The organism is Rhizobium yanglingense (assembly GCF_977109285.1).
Genome location: NZ_CDSAWY010000005.1, coordinates 1,079,455 through 1,098,470, shown reverse-complemented (window position 1 = coordinate 1,098,470; position 19,016 = coordinate 1,079,455). Strand labels below are relative to the sequence as shown.

The following is a 19,016-nucleotide window of genomic DNA, read 5'->3' as shown; positions in this document are numbered from 1 at the left end:
ACGAGCACGTACGCCCCGACTTGAAGCAATTTTCCGAGATGCCGCTGGTGATTGAGATACTGCGGCTGACAGGAGAGGATTGCTTCGATCTCTCGCCGTTGGAACTTGAAACCATTGTCGACACCATTGCGCGCCACGGCGCGGTCACGACTTCGCTCGTGCTGCGCGGCGAACCGCCAAAGCCGTTGGTCGCGACGTGTTGCGACCGGATTCGACAGTCCGCTACTTGTTTGACGAAGGCTATGTTCTGGATTTTCGCACAGACGTGACTCAGCGCATCGCGATCGCGACGGCGGCACCGGCCATGGTTCCGGCGCTGGCGCGGTTTGCGATCCTGATCGCACGGCGGCTCTTCAGGAAGCCGCGGGCTTTTGCGGCAAGCAGTGCCCAGCTGACGTCGATCAGAATCAGGACGACGAACATGGTCGCGACGAGTTCTGTCCAGCCAAAAATCGACACCGACTGGATATCGATGATCGAAGGCAGCAGGGCGACGTAGAACATCATGATCTTCGGATTGCCGAGCGTCACCGTCATGCCCGCAAAGAAGAGCTTTGCAGCAGATTGCGCTTCAGGCAGCTTTTCCTCGTTCGCATCATGCGAGGCGAACCACATCTTCCAGGCGAGATAGAGCAGATAGCAGACACCGAGCCACTTGATGGCGACAAAGGCCAAATGGAAGGTTTCGGCAACGGCGGCAAGGCCAGCCACCGCACAGGTCAGCCAGATCGCCTCGCCGATCCACATGGCGGCGAGGAATGGCAGAACATCACGGGCGCCCTTCGACAATACGCGGGCAACAAGCGCCGCAACGCTCGGCCCCGGCGAACCGGCGGCCATGAAGAGAGCGCCGGCAAAAACAAGGAGACTGGTCAGCGTCATCGGCGCTCTTCCCGCGTAGATCGCTGCAAAGCTCAGAACGGCATCTTGAAGCCGGGCGGGATTGGCAGGCCGGCGGTCAGCGCCTTCGTCTTTTCGGCTGCAGCGGCTTCCGCCTTGTCCTTGGCATCCTTGTGGGCGGCAATGATCAGATCCTCGAGGATCTCGACATCGTCTTCCTTGAAGAGCGACGGGTCGATCTTCAGGCTCTTCAGTTCGCCCTTGCCGCTCATGACAACGGTCACGAGACCGCCGCCCGCCTTTCCTTCAGCCTGGAGCTCGGCTATTTCCGCCTGCATCTGCTCCATCTTGGCCTGCATTTCCTTGACTTTGCCCATCATGCCCATGAGGTCGCGCATCGTCTGGTTCCTTCTTCAACATCAGAATTCTATGTCGTCGCCGGGCAGAATGTCACCCTCTTCGGATTCAGCGACTGCAGGCGGTTTCGCCTCGCCTTCCTCCTCCGGTTCGGGTGCCCTTACCCGGACGTCGATGATCTTTGCGCCCGGGAACTGCGCCAGGATTGCCGCCACATCCGGATCCTGCCGGGCGTCGCTCACCTGCTGCTCCTTGGCCTTGGCTTCTGCCTCGACCATCGTCGGGTCGCCGGCCTCGCGGCTGAGGCTGACGATCCAGTGTATGCCGGTCCATTCCTTCAACTTGACGGCAAGCTCGTTGAGCAGTGTCGCCGGCGCCCCGTCGGTAAGGTTAACGTCGAGACGGCCGGTCTCGATCTTCACGGGCCGCACGAAATTGCGCACGAGTGCTTTCAGCTTCGCGTCGCGCTTTTCCGCAGCGAGATTAACGATATCGGCGATCGAATTGACATGAACGAGCGGCTTGGGCGCTTCCGCTGGCTTCGTCTCGACGCGGCCTGCCGTCTGCATCAGCTGCGGATCGGGATCGGGTACGGCACGCAACATGGCCGGTCCCCCTGAAGGCTGCGGCCTCGGCGTGCTCTCCGTCGCGCGTACGGCTACCGCCGACTGATAGGGTACACGGACACCATTGCCGCTACCGTTACCCGACGGCGTAGGCGAGGGACGCGAACCACTGCCGTTTTCGGAGAGCTCGGCAAGGCGACGCGCGGCATCTTCGGGCGACGGCAGATGCGCCGCATGTGCCAGCCGTATCAGCACCATTTCCGCCGCACCGGCCGTGCGCGAAGAGCTTTCGGTTTCCGGAATGCCCTTCAACAACATCTGCCAGATCCGCGACAGCGTCGTTACCGCAATCCCTTGAGCGAACTCTGAAGCCCTGGTTCGCTCGACTTCGCTGAGCGACGGGTCGTTAGCGGCGTCCGGCACATATTTCAGCCGGGTAACGAGATGGGTGAAATCGGCAAGGTCGGTCAACACGACGACGGGATTTGCGCCCGCCTCGTACTGCGCCTGAAATTCGGCAAGCGCTGCGGCGACATCGCCTCTGGCAACATGCTCGAAGAGATCGACGATGCGAGCACGATCGGCAAGGCCCAGCATGCCGCGCACCGCTTCCGCCTGGACTATACCGCTACCATGGGCGATTGCCTGGTCAAGCAGCGAAAGGCCGTCACGTGCCGAGCCTTCGGCGGCGCGCGCGATCATCGCCAGCGCATCCGGCTCCGCATCGATGCCTTCCTTCGCTGCGATGGTTGTAAACAAGCCGACGAGATCCGCCGCGCTGATGCGGCGGAGATCGAAGCGCTGGCAGCGCGAGAGAACGGTAATCGGAACCTTGCGGATTTCGGTGGTCGCAAAAATGAACTTCACGTGCTGCCGGCGGCTCTTCGAGCGTCTTCAGCAAGCCGTTGAAGGCCTGTGTCGAAAGCATGTGTACTTCGTCGATGATATAAACCTTGTAGCGCGCAGACACCGGCCGATAGCGTACCTGCTCGATGATTTCACGGATATCGTCGATACCGGTATGGGAGGCGGCGTCCATCTCGATCACGTCGACATGGCGGCCTTCCATGATCGCCTGGCAATGCTCGCCCGGCACGCGCAGATCGATCGTCGGCTTGTCGATCTCGGGCGTCTTGTAGTTCAGCGCGCGCGCCAGAATACGGGCTGTCGTCGTCTTGCCGACGCCACGGACGCCGGTCAGCATGTAGGCTTGCGCAATGCGGCCGGTCTCGAAGGCGTTGGTCAGCGTGCGGACCATCGGCTCCTGGCCGACCATGAGGTCCGTGAAATCCTTGGGGCGGTATTTGCGTGCCAGCACCCGGTACCCGGTGCCCGTCGAGGCGGCATCTTGTGACTGTCGCTCGGTGTCGCTCATCGCCCTGCTTATCGCCCGGAACGCCGGGCATTTGGAAGAGAGAAGGGTGGGAGGCTGGCACGATGACCCGTGCCGGGCTCGTTAGGGCTGCTTCCTTCCGGACCTGACCCGGTTGGCGAGTGGCTCGTCCACCACCAACCTCCCGGATGCACATATCGGCAATATCGCCATCAAAAGCAAGCCAAGCTCAAAAAAAACTGCTAATCATAGGAAAAATATGGAGGAATGCCTGTTGGACGATTTCATTCTCGACCGTCGGCTGGAGAGCGATAGCGACAGCGTCATGCAGACGGGTCTGTGTGATCTCCGATTATCGAAGGACGCCCGCTGGCCGTGGCTGATCCTGGTGCCACGCAGGGCCAACATGACGGAGATCTTCGAACTCACGCCGCTCGACCAGGTGCTTCTCACCTTCGAAACGGAAATGACCGCGGCTGCGCTCAAGAAGATCACCGGTGCCACAAAAATCAACATCGGGGCCCTTGGCAATATCGTCCGTCAGCTTCATGTTCATGTCATTGCCCGCTTCGAAGGCGATGCCAACTGGCCAGGCCCCGTCTGGAGCTTCGGTAAGGCCGAGCCCTACGAAGCGGGCAAGAGAGATGAATTCATAGCGAAGTTGCGGGAAGCCCTTTCATCATGAACCGTTCGCTTTTCGATTCGGATGTCCCACATCCGGAGCCCAGCAATCTCACCGCCTTTGCCGCAAACGACCTCAACCGCGATTCCGAACATCGCGACGAGCAGTCCGTCGAAAATGCACTGGCGAAGGACGGCACGCATATCTTCGCCTTCGCCAAGGACAAGCTTGTCCTGAAGCATGATGGACAAGTGCTCGATCCGCTGTTTGCCCGCTACGAACTGCAGGAACTGCAGCCACATTGGGACGAGACGATCCTGCTCGGCTACCGCAAGACGGGCGAACCGCGGCTTGCCGTTCCCGTCGGCATTCCGGCCGAGGAGCTTGAAAGCCACTACAAGCCCGCCGACGGCCGGACGCTCTACCGCGACCAGCTCGTCGATGACGTTCTGCTTGGCGAATTCGCCCAGGCCGCAAGCCTCATCCGCTGGAACGGCGACAACCGCTTCTGCGGCCGCTGCGGTAGCACGATGGAGATGCGCATCGGCGGCTACAAGCGGGTGTGCACGGCCTGCGAACACATGATCTTCCCGCGCACCGACCCGGTGGTCATCATGCTGACGATCGATGAACAGCGCGACCTCTGCCTGCTCGGCCGCAGCCACCATTTTACGCCGGGCATGTATTCCTGCCTCGCCGGCTTCGTCGAGCCCGGCGAAACGATCGAAAATGCCGTGCGCCGCGAGACGCTGGAGGAATCCGGTATCAAGACCGGCCGGATTCGCTACCACGCGTCGCAGCCCTGGCCGATGCCGCATACGCTGATGATCGGCTGCTATGCCGAGGCGAAATCAACAGAGGTCCACCGCGACGAATCGGAACTGGAAGATTGCCGCTGGTTCACCCGCGAGGAAACACTTGAAATGCTCGAACGCCCCGGCGTCAACGGCCAGGCTTCGCCGCCCAGAAGGCGCTATCGCGCACCGCCTGATGCGCGATTGGGTGGAGTGGAAAAAGCAATAGGCTGATGTGATGGCGCGCTCGGAACGCCTTCTGACCCTGCTTCAGACGTTGCGACGCTACCGACGGCCGGTGAGCGGTGCCGTCCTTGCTACGGAAACAGGCGTCAGCATCCGCACGCTCTATCGCGATATCGCCAGCCTCCAGGGGCAGGGGGCTCTGATCGAAGGCGAACCCGGCATCGGCTACGTCTTGAAGCCCGGCTTCATGCTGCCGCCGATGATGTTTTCGCAGGACGAGATCGAGGCGTTGGTCCTCGGTTCGCGCTGGGTCGCCCGCGCCGCCGATCCGCGTCTTGCAGCTGCCGGCGCCGATGCACTGGCGAAGATTGCCGATGTCCTGCCCCACGAAATGCGCGATGAGATCGAGACCTCGACGCTTCTCGTTCACCTGCGTCCGCCCGTTGCCGACAAGGCGGATCTTGACGCCATTCGCAAGGCGATCCGCAGCGAACGGATCCTCAAGCTGACCTATTCCGACGAAAGCGGAACCGTCTCCGTCCGCAATATCTGGCCCTTTGCGCTCAGCTACTTCGAGCAGGTCCGCGTCGTGGTGGCGTGGTGCGAACTGCGGCAGGATTATCGTCATTTCCGCACCGACCGGATCGTCGAAATGAGACCCCAAGAGGTACGCTATCCGCGCCGCCGCGCAGTGCTTCTCAAGGAGTGGCGGGATCAGCAGGAAATTTCGTCTTAGCCTCGACGCTACTGCCATAAACTGACAGTGGTCAGCGCTATTATCGGGACAATCCCAAACTGGAGGACCGATGATGACGAGCTTGAACCCCACCCGATCGACATGCAGAAATCGCGTTGTCGAGGACACGACCACGCAAGCGAGATACCCCCAATCTCTGATGCTGCGAATGATGCTGAACGCATCGCGCAATATGGTGCGGAGCCGCTATCCTCAGCTCGATCTCGATGCGATGTCCGACTATATGAAGCGCGATATCGGGTTCATGGACTGGAACCACCCACACCACGAGAGCAACTGAATTCACTAGACCGTCTAATCGACGTAGCGCCGCCGCACCAGCGGCGGCTTTAGCGCTTGCCCTCGTTAGTCGCCGGCAAGCGCTAAATCTGCACAACCTTTTCCAAATACGAGAGACACCGATATGACCAGCCCGAACCTCATCATTCTTTACGTCAAGGATCCTGCCGAAAGTGCGATCTTTTACAAGGATCTGCTCGGCCGCGAACCCGGGGTTGCCGCGCCGAATTTCGTCGCGTTCCCGCTCGACGGCGGCTTCACGCTCGGCCTGTGGCGGCGCAGCACGGTCGAGCCGCAACCTTCCGCGATCGGCAATCGCGGCGAGGTGGCCTTCATGGTGGCGGGCGAAAATGCCGTTGCCAAACAATACGAGGATTGGCGAAAGCGCGGTCTGCCGATTGCTCAGGACCTGACCGATCTCGATTTCGGCCCGACCTTTGTCGCGCTCGATCCGGATGGCCACCGGTTGCGCGTCTGCGAACCCGACAAATGAAAGCAGGAAGGGGCGCCGCCGGCGCCCTCCGTCACTTGTGCAGTTGGCCGCGCATCGGGTGGCCCCTGTAGACCCCGAGAATGCGGACATTCTCTGAAAAGAACCGCAACTCTTCCAAAGCCCGGCGCACATGGGCATCGTTCGGATGGCCTTCGATATCGGCGTAAAACTGCGTCGCCACGAATTTGCCACCCAGCTGATAGCTTTCGAGCTTCGTCATGTTGATGTTGTTCGTCGCGAAACCACCCAGAGCCTTATAGAGCGCGGCCGGAATGTTGCGGACGTTGAAGACGAAGGTCGTGACGATCTTTTCTTCCTCGGAGCTGCGGTTTGCCCATTCCTCGTCGCGCGAGAGCACGACGAAGCGCGTAACATTGCTCTCGGTGTCCTCGACATTTTCGGCAACGATGTCGAGGCTATAGAGTTCGGCGGCAAGACGCGGCGCGAGCGCCGCCATAGTTCGGTCGCCGGTTTCCATGACGAGCTTCGCGGCACCTGCCGTATCTCCCGCAATCACCGGCTTCCAGCCATTTGCCCGCACGATTTTGCGGCATTGGCCCAGCGCGTGGATGTGGCTGTGTACCGTGCGTATTTCGTCCTTCGAGACGCCGGGCAGCACCATCAGTTGAAAACGGATCGGCATGAAGTATTCGGCGATGATGTGCAGCCGCGACTCCGGCAGGAGGTGATGGATATCGGCGACTCGGCCCGCGATCGTGTTTTCAATCGGGATCATCGCAATATCGGCATCACCGTTGTCGACCGCCATGAAGGCGTCTTCAAATGTCTGGCAAGGCAACGGCTCCATTGTCGGGAACATATCACGGCAGGCCATGTCGGAGTTCGCGCCGAATTCGCCTTGAAACGAGATTCGATTGGTCTTGATGTTCATGACGATGTCCTTCATGCCTTCCGTGCCGAAAGAATGCGGCGGGCTTTTTCGAGATCGGCCGGCGTATCGACCCCAAGCGGAACGGTTTTAACGATCTCCACGTCGATGCGCATGCCGGCTTCGAGCGCGCGAAGCTGCTCCAGGGATTCGCGCTTCTCAAGGGCCGACGGTCCGAGCGAGACGAATTTCTCGAGCGCAGTCCGGCGATATGCATAGAGGCCGATATGGTGATAGAGCGGCCCTTGGCCATAGGGTGCTGTCGCGCGGGTGAAATAGAGCGCATGAAGACGTGTTTTGGAAAGCGGAGACCCCACGACCTTGACAACGTTCGGATTGGTCCTCTCTTCCTCATCAGTGATCTCGACGGTGAGCGTCGCGATATCGACGGTCTCCTCTTCCAACGGGCGCAATGCAGCGCGGATCGTTTCGGGATCGATGGTCGGTAGATCGCCTTGGACGTTGACGACGATCCTGGCTCTCGCGTCCGGGTCGACCTTGTGCAAGGCTTCGAAAATGCGATCAGAGCCAGATTGATGATCCTTGCGGGTCATAACGACTTCGAAGCCGGCCTTCGAAACCGCCTCGAAAACCTCCTCGTCGTCGACCGCAATGACGACACGGCCGATCTCCGCTTCCTTCGCCCGCAAAGCCACCTGGACGATCATCGGCAATCCGCAAATATCGGCCAGCGGCTTGCCGGGAAGGCGGGTGGACGCCATGCGGGCGGGGATCAGAACCAGCACGTCATCTAAATTTGAAGCAGTCATCGTTCGGACCTTCTATTCCAGGCGGGAAAGTGTCAAAAAGTCTCACGTACAAGACCATTTAGACAGTTGCAACGAACTGCCAAAAGACATAGGTTCCGCGCGATTTCAAGATGGTGCCTATTCAGGGTCTGCCGACTGCACGGGGAGCATTGCAGATGAATTCTTATGTCAATATGGGCGTTGGGGCGCTGCTCGGAACGATTTTCGTCCTGATGTCGGTGTCGATCGCGTCCGAAGGGATCTTCCACTCCGAAGCGCCGGAGAAGGAAGGTTTCGCCATCGTTGCGCAAGAGGCACCCGCTGCCGGCGGTGGCGAGGCTGCACCTGCAGCAGCTGTGGTTCCGATCGCCAAGCTTCTTGCCAGCGCCGATGCCAAGGCCGGCGAAACGGTATTCAAGAAGTGTCAGTCCTGTCATGACGTGACCAAGGGAGGGCCAAACAAAGTCGGCCCGAACCTCTATGGTCTCGTCGATCGTCCGATCGCTTCGCATGAGGGCTTCGCCTATTCCTCCCCCATGAAGGATTTCTCCAAGGGCGGCAGCGAAAAGTGGACCTTCGATCACCTGAACCATTTCCTGCTCGCACCGAAAAAGCAAATTCCGGGCACGGCCATGGGCTTTGCCGGTCTGCCGAAGGAACAGGACCGCGCGAACGTGATCCTATACTTGCACACGCTGGCAGACGCACCGGTTCCGTTGCCGGATCCGAACGCACCCGACACCGTTACGCAGTAATCCTGCAAAGCTTTCCGACGAAATCGAGAGCCCGGCCGACGCCGGGCTTTTTTGTTGCGATCAGGCGCCGAGCAGGTAGGCCCAGAGCGAAACCGAAATGGCACCGAGTGCCGTCGTGACCGTGATGGTGGAGGCCGCGAGGCTGTGGCCGACGCCGAAACGGTTGGCGATCAGCCAGGCGTTGACGCCGGTGGGAACAGCGGCGATCAGCACCAGCGCCGCGGTCCAACTGCCGGTCAATCCAACCAGATGGCTTGCGGCCCAGACGCAGCATGGAAGCAACACCAGTTTGAAGGCAGATGTGACGCTGGCAATGCCGACATTGCCGGAAACGCCATACTTCTCGAGCGCCATGCCCAACGATACCAGGGCCACAGGCCCAGCAACGCCCGCCAGTTGGTCGACAATGGACGCCACCGGCAGCGGCATTGGAAGACCTGCAAGGTGAACCGCGGCACCTGCGACAAGACCGATAACGAGCGGATTGCGGACAAGATTGAGACCGATCTGGCGAAAGAGTTTCGCCATGCTGCGTTCGCCTTTGCCCGCAATCTTCCGCTCCGCCCGCTCCATCATGATCGTGCCGATGACCATCATGACCGGCAGATGCACGGCGATCAGGATGGAAAGCGGCACAAGGCCCTCATCGCCGACCGTGCGTTGAACAAGCGGCAGACCGACGAAGATCGTATTGGCAAATGCCGACGAAACGCCGGCAAGCACGCCGATGCGATCATCACGGCCAAAAAGACGGGTCGCTGCGATGTGGCCCGCCGTCCAGGTCACCGCAACGCCGGAGAAATAAGCGATCCAGAGACGAAACGGCGAAGCGCCATGAAAATCCGCTTCGGCAATCGTGCGGAAAAGGAGCAGTGGGACGGCAATCTTGAAAACGAAATCGCTCAAGGCGTCGCCGACATCTGCCTTCATCAGTCCAGTTTTGACGATCAGCCAGCCGATCAGGATCATGATGAAAATGGGAAGGACGTCAAAAATGATGGCTATCATGCGGAGGGATGCCTTGCGCGGGGATACCCTGCTCTAGCAGCAAAACTTCTTCGTTGACAAATGGATTGGCAAAAGAGGCGCGCAAAGAACCGGACGGCAGAAACAAAAAAAGCGGGCACTGCCCGCTTTTCCGCATCCGGACTGGCCGGACACCCGGTTCCGGTGCTGCCAGTTCATCCGTGGTCAGCGCCTGCTCCGGTACAGTCGAAGGGCATCATCCCCTTCTCATCCGGCCGCAACCCAAAGGCTGCTCATGCCGGTCTGCTTGTGATCGTGTCTAAAAGTTCAAGGTGACAACGGCATGACGGATCGACGGCATTTGCGAAGAAATGGGCCATTGGCGGCGTTTTTTCTTCCAAAGCCCGGAAATTCCGGTAAGACCGGATCCCGGCTAACATCTAATCCGGAACCTTCCCTTTCATGACAAAATTCGATGTTCTGACTGTCGGCAACGCCATCGTCGATATCATCGCGCGCTGCGACGACCAGTTCCTCATTGACAACAATATCACCAAGGCGGCGATGAACCTTATCGACGCCGCCCGCGCCGAACTTCTCTATTCGCGCATGGGGCCGGCGCTCGAAGCTTCAGGCGGCAGCGCCGGCAATACGGCAGCGGGCGTTGCCAGCCTCGGCGGCAGGGCCGCCTATTTCGGCAAGGTAGCGGAGGATCAGCTCGGCGAGATTTTCGCCCACGACATCCGGGCACAGGGCGTCCATTATCAGACAAAACCAAAGGGCACGTTCCCACCGACCGCGCGCTCGATGATCTTCGTCACGGATGACGGCGAGCGCTCGATGAATACCTATCTCGGCGCCTGCGTCGAACTCGGCCCGGAGGATGTCGAGCCCGAGGTCGTGGCACAAGCCAAGGTGACGTACTTCGAAGGCTATCTCTGGGATCCGCCGCGCGCCAAGGAAGCGATTCGCGAATGCGCCCGCATCGCCCATGAGAACGGCCGCGAAGTCTCCATGACGCTTTCGGACAGCTTCTGCGTCGATCGCTACCGCGCGGAGTTCCTCGACCTCATGCGCTCCGGCACTGTCGACATCGTGTTTGCCAACCGCCAGGAAGTACTCGCGCTCTATGAGACGGACGATTTCGAGGTGGCGCTCAACAAGATCGCCAAGGATTGCAGAATCGCGGCCGTGACGATGAGCGAAAACGGCGCCGTTATGCTGAAGGGCAACGAGCGCTGGTATGTCGATGCGATCCGCATCAAGGAAGTGGTCGATACGACCGGTGCGGGCGACCTCTTCGCTTCAGGTTTCCTCTTTGGATACACGCAGGGACGGACGCTGGAAGATTGCGGCAAGCTTGGCTGCCTTGCAGCTGGGATCGTCATTCAGCAGATCGGACCGCGGCCGATGAAATCGCTTTCCGAGGCCGCCCGCGACGCGCAGCTTATTTGAAAGCTTCGCCCGGATAAGCGCCCCAGATTTCCGACTGCGCCACCCAACCTTCGGCGCTGTCGGCTTCGGCATGACACCAATCGCCATTGCATTCGGCGATATGGATCATCACACCCGGCTCCAGCTTGGCAACCACGGTCGCTGACGACTGCGGCTCACGGCGCATGTTGACATAGATGAACTTGCCCTTGCCCTTCATCCACGGTGCGGCAATCGCTGCGCGCTGGCCCGACAGCAGCGATTGGTTGACCCATCCTTCCGTGCCATCCGCATCGCGGATACGGCGCCAGTTGTCGTATTCCTGGATGATTTCGACCGGCAGGCCGGCTTTCAGATACATCCACGACGCGGCATAATCCGTTCCCGGGCCGATGCGCAGATTGACGCGCTTGGACTTCAGCGAGACGAACCGCGGAAGCGGCAGGCCGCTCGGGCCCTTTGCCACCTGCGCATATGCGGTTTCGACGGCTTCCCCCACAAACATCAGACCAACCGCAAAGACGAGGCAGACCTTCAAATATTTTCCACGCATGGAGATTTCCGTTCGCTCAAGTACGCCAGCAGATCCAGCCTGCTTGCCGCCGGGCTTTGACATTCACCTAACGCTACCCGCGAGTTTTGTTTGTCTTCGCGTGTGGGTCTGGTAGAAAATGCCCGAGACGGGAAAATTATCCCCCGTCTTGGTTAAAGACCTCTGAACAAGGCATGGCCGGCCGCGATGACATCAAAGAAAAAACCGAAGGTTTACATCACTCGGAAACTGCCGGATGCGGTGGAAACCCGCATGCGGGAACTTTTCGACGCCGAGCTCAATATCGATGATTCGCCACGCTCCGCCTCTGAACTCATCGAGGCCGTAAGGACAGCCGACGTCCTGGTGCCGACGGTGACGGACCGCATCGATGCCGCTCTTATCGAGCAGTCCGGGCCGCAAATGAAGCTGATAGCGAGCTTTTCGAACGGCACCGACCACATCGACGTCGAGGCGGCAGCCCGCAAGGGCATTACCGTCACCAACACGCCGAATGTTCTGACCGAGGACACGGCCGACATGACCATGGCGCTGATCCTCGCAGTGCCCCGGCGCCTCGGCGAAGGTGCACGGGTGCTTACCGACAAGCCCGGCGAATGGGCCGGATGGTCGCCGACCTGGATGCTCGGCCGGCGCATTCACGGCAAGCGCATCGGCATCGTCGGCATGGGCCGGATAGGCACGGCCGTCGCGCGCCGCGCCAAGGCATTCGGCCTGTCGATCCACTATCACAACCGCAAGCGGGTGAGCCCGGCGACCGAGGACGAACTAGAGGCGACTTATTGGGAAAGCCTCGACCAGATGCTGGCACGGGTCGACATCGTTTCCATCAATTGCCCTTCGACGCCCGCAACCTTTCACTTGATTTCCGCTCGCCGCCTCGCGCTGCTGCAGCCGACAGCCTATATCGTCAACACGGCGCGCGGTGACGTCGTGGATGAGAGCGCCTTGATCAAATGCCTGAGGGAGGGAAAGATCGCGGGCGCCGGCCTCGACGTTTTCGAAAACGAACCTGCCGTCAACCCGAAGCTTGTCAAACTTGCGAACGAGGGCAAGGTGGTGCTGCTGCCGCACATGAGCTCGGCAACGATCGAAGGCCGCATCGATATGGGCGACAAGGTGATTATCAACATCCGCACCTTCATCGACGGCCACCGACCGCCGAATCGCGTACTGCCCGGCCGCTAAACGGCGAGAACCTTGCGCATTTCGATATAGGTGACCCGATCGAAACCCGGATGAGATTTTTCGGCCATCTTCGCAAAGCCCCAGGCGGCAAAGACTGAATGGTTGCCGGTCAATTCGATGCGCGTATCGAGCCGCAGCGCAGATAGCAGGCGCTCTCTCGCAGCCGCCTCGGCTACCTGCAGCAACAGCCTGCCGATACCCCTGCCCTGCGCCTCCGGCGCGACCGCGAGTTTGCCGAGATAAAGACATCCCGGCTCAGGCCTCAAGAACATGCAGCCAAGCAGATCCTCGTCTTCAAGCACGACGTAGCCGATCTCGTTTAGGGTTTTCTCGGCAAGCGATTGCGGTGTCAGGCTCAAGGCCGAAGACGGCGGATTGATGCGGCCATTCATATAGGCGAAGGACGAGAGAATTAGTTGCAGCAACTCGTTCCAGCGGTGGAAATTCTCATCGATCCGGACGATCTTCATGAAACGCTCGGCCCTTGCGCGCGGCGGCGCTTGTAACGGACGCTGTCGAAACGGGCAGAAAGCGCATCGTAGAGCAACAACCGGCCGATAAGCGGCTCGCCGGCGCCGGTAATGAGCTTGATCGCCTCCATCGCCATCAGCGTGCCGATGACACCGGTCAATGCTCCGATGATGCCGGTTTCGGCGCAGGCGGGAATGAGGCCCTCCGGCGGGATTTCCGGAAAGAGATCGCGATAGGCGGGGTTGAGCGAGCCATCTTCGGCTCGTTCGTAAGGTTTCAACACAGTCAAGGAACCGTCGAAACGGCCGACAGCGCCGCTCACGAGCGGAATTTCCGCTTTCTCAGCGGCATCGGCTGCGGCGTAACGCGTCTCGAAATTGTCCGACGCATCGATCAGCAAATCGAAGCCAGAAAGATGGCGACGGGCGGACTCCGCCGAAAAGCGCTCTTCGAAGCGGATGATGTTCACATGCGGATTCAGCCGGGCGATTGCAAAGGCGGCGCTTTCCGTCTTCAGTTCGCCAATTGTGCCGGAGTCATGGATGACCTGCCGCTGCAGATTGGAGAGCGAAACGCGATCGTCATCGGCAATGCCGAGTGTGCCGATCCCGGCAGCTGCCAGATATTGCAGAACCGGTGCGCCAAGCCCGCCCGCGCCGATTACCAGCACACGCGCGGCCTTCAGTCTTTGCTGACCCGCACCGCCGATCTCAGGCAGCAGAATATGACGCTGATATCTTGCGATTTCTTCTGGGCTCAAAGGTTCCATGGACGCAATGCTATCATGGCCTGAAGGCGCGGGGAAAGCGGCATCCGTCATTCGAAGACCCGGCCCTCGGCAACAGTGAAGAATTGAGCGCGGTCTCCGAGGAGGGAAAACATCGAGCGATCGGTGCCGGTCATGAAGGCCTGGCCGCCAAGCGCATCGATGAGATCGAAGAGCGCGCCGCGGCGGGCCTCGTCGAGATGGGCGGCGATTTCGTCGAGAAGCAGAACCGGCGCATGGCCGGTGAGATTGGCGACGAGCTTGGCATGGGCGAGGATCAGGCCGACAAGCAGCGCCTTCTGTTCGCCCGTCGAGCAACGCTCCGCCTCCATCTGCTTTTCGCGGTGCCGGACCAGCAGATCGGCTCGGTGCGGCCCGTCAAGCGTGCGGCCGGCGCCCGCGTCGCGATAGCGGTTTTCAGCGAGCATCGCGGCATATTCATCTTCCAGGTCTACGGAAGGGCGCGCGAACTGGCCATCCATGAAACCGGAAAGTTCGAGTGTGGCGGAGGGGAAAGGCGAGGTTTCGCGCGTTTCCTCTATCAGGCGCGCAAGCAGGCCGAGCATTTCTTCGCGTGCAAGCGCCATGGCGATGCCGAGGCTTGCCATCTGCTCTTCGATGCCCGAGAGCCAGGCAGGATCGAAACGGCCGTCGTCCAGTAGCTTGTTGCGGCTGCGCATGGCGCGCTCGAAATCGGTGGCGCGGCGGCCGTGTGCGGGATCGAGCGACAACACGAGGCGGTCGAGAAAGCGGCGCCGATCTGAAGATCCGCCGGCAAAAAGGCCATCCATGGCAGGCGTCAGCCAGAGCACGCGCAGATGATCCGTCAACTCGTCGGCCGTCTTTGCCGGCGTGCCGTTGATGCGCAGCTTGCGGCTGGTATTTTCATCGCTAGTATCAATGCCAGTCCCGATTTCGACCTCTCCTTCCATGCCGTCAAGCTCGGCGAAGATCGAAAACCCCGCGGGGGCCCCGACCCGCGTGACATCTGCATAGGTGGCACGGCGAAGACCGCGGCCAGGCGAGAGGAAGGAAACCGCCTCCATTAGATTGGTCTTGCCGGCGCCGTTATCCCCCGTCAGCACGACATGCCGCCCGTCGAGCACGAGCGAAGCCGCCGCGTAGTTACGGAAGTCGGTCAGATTCAGACGGGAAAGGGAAACCTTGTGGGGCATCGAATATCCGGATTCTGGGCATTGGGGCAGAGCTATGCCGAACGGCAGTTCCTTGCAAGGGCGGGATATGAGACAAGCCGCATTATAACTGCGGGCGGATGCTAGAATGGTTCGCTTGGGAAACGACACCACGCCGACCAGCACCGAATATAAAACTTGAAATCTGGAGATCTTGGTGGAGCTAAGCGGGATCGAACCGCTGACCTCTTGCATGCCATGCAAGCGCTCTCCCAGCTGAGCTATAGCCCCATCAGGGTGGTCCGGTATTGTGCCGGTCCTGGGATACTCCGAGGCATATGCCTGGCGGAGTGGCGGCTTCTTACTTGCGGTTTTCGCAGATGGCAAGCCCAAAAAACCGGCCCGGAGATTTTTTGTCGCCCGGGCCGCTCTTTACGATCAGACTTCGTCTTCGTCGCCGGTGACGCCGATGATGTCGCTCATGTCGTCATCTTCATCATCTTCGTCGGCTTCGAGGAAGGTATCGTCGTCATCGCCTTCGATTTCGACGTCGTCATCGCCGATATCTGGGATATCATCGCCGGATGCGCCTTCATCAGCGTCTTCCAGCGATACGAGTTCGACTTCGGTGTTTTCGGTATCGACTTCCTGAACCTCGTCTTCTTCGGCGATCTCGGCTGCTGCGGCCGAGGTTTCCTGGAAGAAGGACAATGGGTAGGACTTTCCGGTATAAGGAGAAACGATCGGATCCCGGTTCAGATCGTAGAACTTCTTGCCGGTTTCCGGATCGGTACGCTTGGTTCCAAGTTCCGCTTTCGCCACTATAAGCCTCGTGAGAATGGCCGAATGCTAAATTCGGCAAATGCCGTTCAAACCGGCGTTTCATCGGAATTTATAAGCCGGTCCCCATAATCGTTGCAGCCAACGATGTCAAAGCTAAACTTCGCGCTGCAATCAGTATGGTGAAATGATCGTCAGATGACCGGCAAATAACATTGTGTTAGGTAGCGCCGGAAACGATAAATCATCGGGAAACAGATGTATCAATCGCCCCATTTCAGGGAAGATGATCTGGCAATACAGCACCAGCTGATCCGCGCCCATCCATGGGTCGTCCGTGATGCACGTGAGGATTTTATCCGAGCGCAACTGAAAGGCATCATCGGCGTCGAAATCGAGATTGGTGGAAGGTCAGCCAAAACCGGCCGGCCGCAGATCGCGTAGGCGTGGCGGCAGGCGTCGGCGGGACGACTGGTGAGGCCGAGATACTGGATCTTGTGAAGCGCTACGGCAGGCTGGAAGGAACCCATTGAGCAAGACATTTACAATCGCCATCGACGGACCCGCAGCCGCGGGCAAGGGCACCCTTTCGCGGCAGATCGCCGATGAGTACGGCTTTCATCATCTCGATACTGGTCTGACTTATCGAGCGGCTGCGAAAGCGTTGCTCGATGCCGGCCTGCCGCTCGATAACGAGCAGGTCGCCGAAAAGATGGCCCGCGAGGTTGAACTGGGCGACCTCGAACGCGATATACTTTCAAAGCATGAGATCGGCGAAGCCGCCTCAAAGATTGCCGTCATGCCGGCCGTGCGCCGGGCGCTGGTTGAGGCGCAGCGGCGGTTTTCGGAGAAGGCTCCGGGAACAGTGATCGACGGACGTGATATCGGCACGGTCGTCTGCCCGGATGCGCCGGTAAAGCTTTATGTGACGGCTTCCCCGGAGGTGCGCGCCAGGCGCCGCTACGAGGAGATCATCGGCAAGGGAGGAACGGCGGATTTCGATGCGATCTTCGAGGACGTGAAGCGACGCGACGAACGCGATATGGGACGGGGCGACAGCCCCTTGAAACCAGCGGAAGAAGCACACTTGCTTGATACGTCGGAAATGAGTATAGAGGCCGCGTTTCAAGCTGCGAAATCGATCATCGACGCAGCATTGAGCCGAAATAACTGAATTCGAGCGATCGTTCCGAGCTTTTGCCGGAACGCGCTTTATTAAAAGCCTGAAATTCCGTCCAAGCGCCGGATTGCTTCCTTGCAAGGAGGCGGACTGGGTTCAGGCCCGTTTAACACGAACCAACCGGCGCATACGTGGGCCTTGTCAGTATCAAAGGTCACGCAGGAGATTTTATGTCAGTAGCTACTCCCTCTCGCGAGGATTTCGCGGCCCTTCTCGAAGAGTCCTTTGCCAAGAACGATCTGGCTGAAGGCTATGTCACCAAGGGCATCGTCACCGGCATCGAAAAGGATGTCGCCGTTGTCGACGTCGGCCTGAAGGTCGAAGGCCGCATCGCGCTCAAGGAATTCGGCGCGAAAGCCAAGGATGGTTCGCTGAAGGTCGGCGACGAAGTTGAAGTGTATGTCGAGCGTATCGAAAACGCGCTTGGCGAAGCGGTTCTGTCGCGCGAGAAGGCTCGCCGCGAAGAAAGCTGGATCAAGCTTGAAGCAAAGTTCGAAGCCGGCGAGCGCGTCGAAGGCGTAATCTTCAACCAGGTCAAGGGCGGCTTCACGGTCGACCTCGACGGTGCGATCGCCTTCCTGCCGCGCTCTCAGGTCGATATCCGTCCGATCCGCGACGTTTCCCCGCTGATGCACAACCCGCAGCCCTTCGAAATCCTCAAGATGGACAAGCGCCGCGGCAACATCGTGGTTTCGCGCCGTACGGTTCTGGAAGAGTCCCGTGCCGAGCAGCGTTCTGAAATCGTTCAGAACCTCGAAGAAGGCCAGGTTGTTGACGGCGTCGTCAAGAACATCACCGATTACGGTGCGTTCGTTGACCTCGGCGGCATCGACGGCCTGCTGCACGTCACCGACATGGCATGGCGCCGTGTGAACCATCCGTCGGAAATCCTGAACATCGGCCAGCAGGTCAAGGTTCAGATCATCCGCATCAACCAGGAAACCCACCGCATCTCGCTTGGCATGAAGCAGCTCGAGAGCGATCCGTGGGATGGCATCCAGGCCAAGTATCCGGAAGGCAAGAAGATTTCCGGTACAGTCACGAACATCACCGACTACGGTGCGTTCGTCGAGCTGGAGCCGGGCATCGAAGGCCTGATCCACATCTCGGAAATGTCCTGGACCAAGAAGAACGTACATCCCGGCAAGATCCTGTCCACGAGCCAGGAAGTCGAAGTCGTCGTCCTCGAAGTCGATCCGTCCAAGCGCCGTATTTCGCTCGGCCTCAAGCAGACGCTGGAAAATCCGTGGGCAGCATTCGCCCGCAATCATCCGGCCGGCACTGAAGTCGAAGGCGAAGTCAAGAACAAGACCGAATTCGGCCTGTTCATCGGTCTCGACGGCGACGTTGACGGCATGGTGCATCTCTCCGACCTCGACTGGAACCGTCCGGGCGAGCAGGTCATCGAAGAGTTCAACAAGGGTGACGTCGTCAAGGCAGTCGTTCTCGACGTCGACGTCGAGAAGGAACGCATCTCGCTCGGCATCAAGCAGCTCGGCAAGGATGCGGTTGGCGAAGCAGCTGCTTCCGGCGACCTGCGCAAGAATGCAGTCGTTTCCTGCGAAGTCATCGCAGTCAACGACGGCGGCATCGAAGTGAAGCTCGTCGACCACGAAGACATCACTTCGTTCATCCGCCGCGCAGACCTCTCGCGCGACCGCGACGAGCAGCGTCCGGAACGCTTCTCGGTTGGCCAGGTTGTTGACGCCCGCGTCACCAACTTCTCCAAGAAGGACCGCAAGATCATGCTGTCCATCAAGGCGCTGGAAATCGCAGAAGAGAAGGAAGCTGTCGCTCAGTTCGGTTCATCCGATAGCGGCGCTTCGCTCGGCGACATCCTTGGCGCGGCTCTGAAGAACCGCGGCGAGTAATTGTCAAGCCTTTTGAAATCAAGATCCCGCCGGAGCGATCCGGCGGGTTTTTTG

Annotated in this window: 21 protein-coding genes, 1 tRNA gene, 1 other RNA gene and 2 pseudogenes; 12 read left to right on the top strand and 13 right to left on the bottom strand. The window is 59.7% G+C overall.

Translation table 11 applies throughout. The annotated features are described in order from the left end of the window. The first annotated feature begins 20 nt into the window (after positions 1–20). Positions 21–269, top strand: coding sequence for a hypothetical protein (locus ACW4PC_RS14990; protein WP_455874299.1), 249 nt, complete (start codon positions 21–23; stop codon positions 267–269). A gap of 1 nt (position 270) precedes the next feature. Here ACW4PC_RS14990 and ACW4PC_RS14985 read toward each other — a convergent pair whose 3' ends face one another. From ACW4PC_RS14985 to ffs, 4 genes and pseudogenes are all read right to left on the bottom strand, one after another. Continuing rightward, positions 271–882, bottom strand: coding sequence for a LysE family translocator (locus ACW4PC_RS14985; RefSeq protein ID WP_455874298.1), 612 nt, complete (start codon positions 880–882; stop codon positions 271–273). Positions 883–914: 32 nt separating this feature from the next. After that, positions 915–1,238, bottom strand: a complete 324-nt coding sequence (locus ACW4PC_RS14980) for a YbaB/EbfC family nucleoid-associated protein (protein ID WP_022713223.1) — start codon at positions 1,236–1,238, stop codon at positions 915–917. Positions 1,239–1,259: 21 nt separating this feature from the next. After that, positions 1,260–3,138: pseudogene (locus ACW4PC_RS14975) on the bottom strand (DNA polymerase III subunit gamma/tau). Positions 3,139–3,184: 46 nt separating this feature from the next. Next, an RNA gene (gene ffs / locus ACW4PC_RS14970) (signal recognition particle sRNA small type) lies at positions 3,185–3,281 on the bottom strand. A gap of 89 nt (positions 3,282–3,370) precedes the next feature. On the opposite strand from ffs, the gene ACW4PC_RS14965 reads away from it, so the two are divergent. The 5 genes and pseudogenes from ACW4PC_RS14965 (at position 3,371) to ACW4PC_RS14945 (ending at position 6,227) form a co-directional block, all read left to right on the top strand. Beyond that, a complete protein-coding gene (locus ACW4PC_RS14965) occupies positions 3,371–3,781 on the top strand; it encodes an HIT domain-containing protein (RefSeq protein ID WP_028739367.1) in 411 nt (136 codons plus the stop codon). After that, positions 3,778–4,741: pseudogene (gene nudC, locus ACW4PC_RS14960) on the top strand (NAD(+) diphosphatase). Before ACW4PC_RS14965 ends, nudC begins: the two are co-directional and overlap by 4 nt. A 9-nt stretch (positions 4,742–4,750) precedes the next feature. Continuing rightward, the gene (locus ACW4PC_RS14955; protein WP_455874297.1) at positions 4,751–5,434 is read left to right on the top strand and encodes a helix-turn-helix transcriptional regulator; all 684 of its coding nucleotides are present in this window, start codon (positions 4,751–4,753) and stop codon (positions 5,432–5,434) included. Positions 5,435–5,603: 169 nt separating this feature from the next. Then, positions 5,604–5,735 (top strand): hypothetical protein, encoded by a 132-nt coding sequence (locus ACW4PC_RS14950; protein ID WP_455874296.1) that lies wholly within the window; start codon positions 5,604–5,606, stop codon positions 5,733–5,735. A 123-nt stretch (positions 5,736–5,858) separates the two neighbouring features. Next, positions 5,859–6,227 (top strand): VOC family protein, encoded by a 369-nt coding sequence (locus tag ACW4PC_RS14945; protein WP_455874295.1) that lies wholly within the window; start codon positions 5,859–5,861, stop codon positions 6,225–6,227. A gap of 31 nt (positions 6,228–6,258) precedes the next feature. Here the strand turns inward: ACW4PC_RS14945 and ACW4PC_RS14940 are convergent, their stop codons facing one another. Together ACW4PC_RS14940 and ACW4PC_RS14935 are read right to left on the bottom strand one after the other, a co-directional pair. Continuing rightward, on the bottom strand, positions 6,259–7,119 hold the full coding sequence (locus tag ACW4PC_RS14940; RefSeq protein WP_455875024.1) for a prephenate dehydratase: 861 nt from the start codon (positions 7,117–7,119) through the stop codon (positions 6,259–6,261). A gap of 11 nt (positions 7,120–7,130) precedes the next feature. Then, positions 7,131–7,886 (bottom strand): 3-deoxy-manno-octulosonate cytidylyltransferase, encoded by a 756-nt coding sequence (locus ACW4PC_RS14935; protein ID WP_455874294.1) that lies wholly within the window; start codon positions 7,884–7,886, stop codon positions 7,131–7,133. A 155-nt stretch (positions 7,887–8,041) separates the two neighbouring features. On the opposite strand from ACW4PC_RS14935, the gene ACW4PC_RS14930 reads away from it, so the two are divergent. After that, positions 8,042–8,620, top strand: coding sequence for a c-type cytochrome (locus ACW4PC_RS14930; protein ID WP_455874293.1), 579 nt, complete (start codon positions 8,042–8,044; stop codon positions 8,618–8,620). A 60-nt stretch (positions 8,621–8,680) separates the two neighbouring features. Here ACW4PC_RS14930 and ACW4PC_RS14925 read toward each other — a convergent pair whose 3' ends face one another. Next, a complete protein-coding gene (locus tag ACW4PC_RS14925; RefSeq protein WP_455874292.1) occupies positions 8,681–9,628 on the bottom strand; it encodes an AEC family transporter in 948 nt (315 codons plus the stop codon). Between the two features lie 420 nt (positions 9,629–10,048). Here ACW4PC_RS14925 and ACW4PC_RS14920 point away from each other — a divergent pair, with 420 nt between their 5' ends. Beyond that, the gene (locus ACW4PC_RS14920; protein WP_455874291.1) at positions 10,049–11,041 is read left to right on the top strand and encodes an adenosine kinase; all 993 of its coding nucleotides are present in this window, start codon (positions 10,049–10,051) and stop codon (positions 11,039–11,041) included. Here ACW4PC_RS14920 and ACW4PC_RS14915 read toward each other — a convergent pair. After that, positions 11,034–11,573, bottom strand: a complete 540-nt coding sequence (locus tag ACW4PC_RS14915) for an SH3 domain-containing protein (RefSeq protein ID WP_455874290.1) — start codon at positions 11,571–11,573, stop codon at positions 11,034–11,036. The two genes, ACW4PC_RS14920 and ACW4PC_RS14915, sit on opposite strands and share 8 nt — an antisense overlap. A 186-nt stretch (positions 11,574–11,759) precedes the next feature. On the opposite strand from ACW4PC_RS14915, the gene ACW4PC_RS14910 reads away from it, so the two are divergent. Further along, entirely contained in the window at positions 11,760–12,761 is a 1,002-nt protein-coding gene (locus ACW4PC_RS14910) for a 2-hydroxyacid dehydrogenase (protein ID WP_455874289.1), read from the top strand. Here ACW4PC_RS14910 and ACW4PC_RS14905 read toward each other — a convergent pair. From ACW4PC_RS14905 to ACW4PC_RS14885, 5 genes are all read right to left on the bottom strand, one after another. After that, positions 12,758–13,231, bottom strand: a complete 474-nt coding sequence (locus ACW4PC_RS14905; RefSeq protein WP_455874288.1) for a GNAT family N-acetyltransferase — start codon at positions 13,229–13,231, stop codon at positions 12,758–12,760. The genes ACW4PC_RS14910 and ACW4PC_RS14905 overlap by 4 nt on opposite strands. Next, positions 13,228–14,052 carry a molybdopterin-synthase adenylyltransferase MoeB gene (locus ACW4PC_RS14900; RefSeq protein WP_455874287.1) on the bottom strand — a complete coding sequence of 275 codons (825 nt, stop codon included), beginning with the start codon at positions 14,050–14,052 and terminating at the stop codon, positions 13,228–13,230. Before ACW4PC_RS14900 ends, ACW4PC_RS14905 begins: the two co-directional genes overlap by 4 nt. Continuing rightward, the gene (gene recF, locus ACW4PC_RS14895; protein ID WP_455874286.1) at positions 14,049–15,173 is read right to left on the bottom strand and encodes a DNA replication/repair protein RecF; all 1,125 of its coding nucleotides are present in this window, start codon (positions 15,171–15,173) and stop codon (positions 14,049–14,051) included. Before recF ends, ACW4PC_RS14900 begins: the two co-directional genes overlap by 4 nt. A gap of 173 nt (positions 15,174–15,346) precedes the next feature. Continuing rightward, positions 15,347–15,422: transfer RNA gene (locus ACW4PC_RS14890), tRNA-Ala, on the bottom strand. A gap of 147 nt (positions 15,423–15,569) precedes the next feature. After that, entirely contained in the window at positions 15,570–15,953 is a 384-nt protein-coding gene (locus tag ACW4PC_RS14885) for a TIGR02300 family protein (protein WP_022713204.1), read from the bottom strand. Between the two features lie 216 nt (positions 15,954–16,169). On the opposite strand from ACW4PC_RS14885, the gene ACW4PC_RS14880 reads away from it, so the two are divergent. The 3 genes from ACW4PC_RS14880 (at position 16,170) to rpsA (ending at position 18,962) form a co-directional block, all read left to right on the top strand. Then, positions 16,170–16,355, top strand: a complete 186-nt coding sequence (locus ACW4PC_RS14880; protein WP_455874285.1) for an FMN-binding negative transcriptional regulator — start codon at positions 16,170–16,172, stop codon at positions 16,353–16,355. An 85-nt stretch (positions 16,356–16,440) separates the two neighbouring features. Continuing rightward, positions 16,441–17,085, top strand: coding sequence for a (d)CMP kinase (cmk, locus tag ACW4PC_RS14875; protein ID WP_455874284.1), 645 nt, complete (start codon positions 16,441–16,443; stop codon positions 17,083–17,085). A gap of 176 nt (positions 17,086–17,261) precedes the next feature. Continuing rightward, positions 17,262–18,962, top strand: a complete 1,701-nt coding sequence (gene rpsA / locus ACW4PC_RS14870) for a 30S ribosomal protein S1 (RefSeq protein ID WP_022713201.1) — start codon at positions 17,262–17,264, stop codon at positions 18,960–18,962. Positions 18,963–19,016: the final 54 nt, after the last annotated feature.

Coding starts and splice junctions, on each gene's coding strand:
- ACW4PC_RS14985 (WP_455874298.1), bottom strand. CDS start 882: ATGACGCTGACCAGTCTCCTTGTTTTTGCCGGCGCTCTCTTCATGGCC.
- ACW4PC_RS14980 (WP_022713223.1), bottom strand. CDS start 1,238: ATGCGCGACCTCATGGGCATGATGGGCAAAGTCAAGGAAATGCAGGCC.
- ACW4PC_RS14955 (WP_455874297.1), top strand. CDS start 4,751: ATGGCGCGCTCGGAACGCCTTCTGACCCTGCTTCAGACGTTGCGACGC.
- ACW4PC_RS14950 (WP_455874296.1), top strand. CDS start 5,604: ATGATGCTGAACGCATCGCGCAATATGGTGCGGAGCCGCTATCCTCAG.
- ACW4PC_RS14945 (WP_455874295.1), top strand. CDS start 5,859: ATGACCAGCCCGAACCTCATCATTCTTTACGTCAAGGATCCTGCCGAA.
- ACW4PC_RS14940 (WP_455875024.1), bottom strand. CDS start 7,119: ATGAACATCAAGACCAATCGAATCTCGTTTCAAGGCGAATTCGGCGCG.
- ACW4PC_RS14935 (WP_455874294.1), bottom strand. CDS start 7,886: ATGACTGCTTCAAATTTAGATGACGTGCTGGTTCTGATCCCCGCCCGC.
- ACW4PC_RS14930 (WP_455874293.1), top strand. CDS start 8,042: ATGAATTCTTATGTCAATATGGGCGTTGGGGCGCTGCTCGGAACGATT.
- ACW4PC_RS14925 (WP_455874292.1), bottom strand. CDS start 9,628: ATGATAGCCATCATTTTTGACGTCCTTCCCATTTTCATCATGATCCTG.
- ACW4PC_RS14920 (WP_455874291.1), top strand. CDS start 10,049: ATGACAAAATTCGATGTTCTGACTGTCGGCAACGCCATCGTCGATATC.
- ACW4PC_RS14915 (WP_455874290.1), bottom strand. CDS start 11,573: ATGCGTGGAAAATATTTGAAGGTCTGCCTCGTCTTTGCGGTTGGTCTG.
- ACW4PC_RS14910 (WP_455874289.1), top strand. CDS start 11,760: ATGACATCAAAGAAAAAACCGAAGGTTTACATCACTCGGAAACTGCCG.
- ACW4PC_RS14905 (WP_455874288.1), bottom strand. CDS start 13,231: ATGAAGATCGTCCGGATCGATGAGAATTTCCACCGCTGGAACGAGTTG.
- ACW4PC_RS14900 (WP_455874287.1), bottom strand. CDS start 14,052: ATGACGGATGCCGCTTTCCCCGCGCCTTCAGGCCATGATAGCATTGCG.
- recF (WP_455874286.1), bottom strand. CDS start 15,173: ATGCCCCACAAGGTTTCCCTTTCCCGTCTGAATCTGACCGACTTCCGT.
- ACW4PC_RS14880 (WP_455874285.1), top strand. CDS start 16,170: ATGTATCAATCGCCCCATTTCAGGGAAGATGATCTGGCAATACAGCAC.
- rpsA (WP_022713201.1), top strand. CDS start 17,262: ATGTCAGTAGCTACTCCCTCTCGCGAGGATTTCGCGGCCCTTCTCGAA.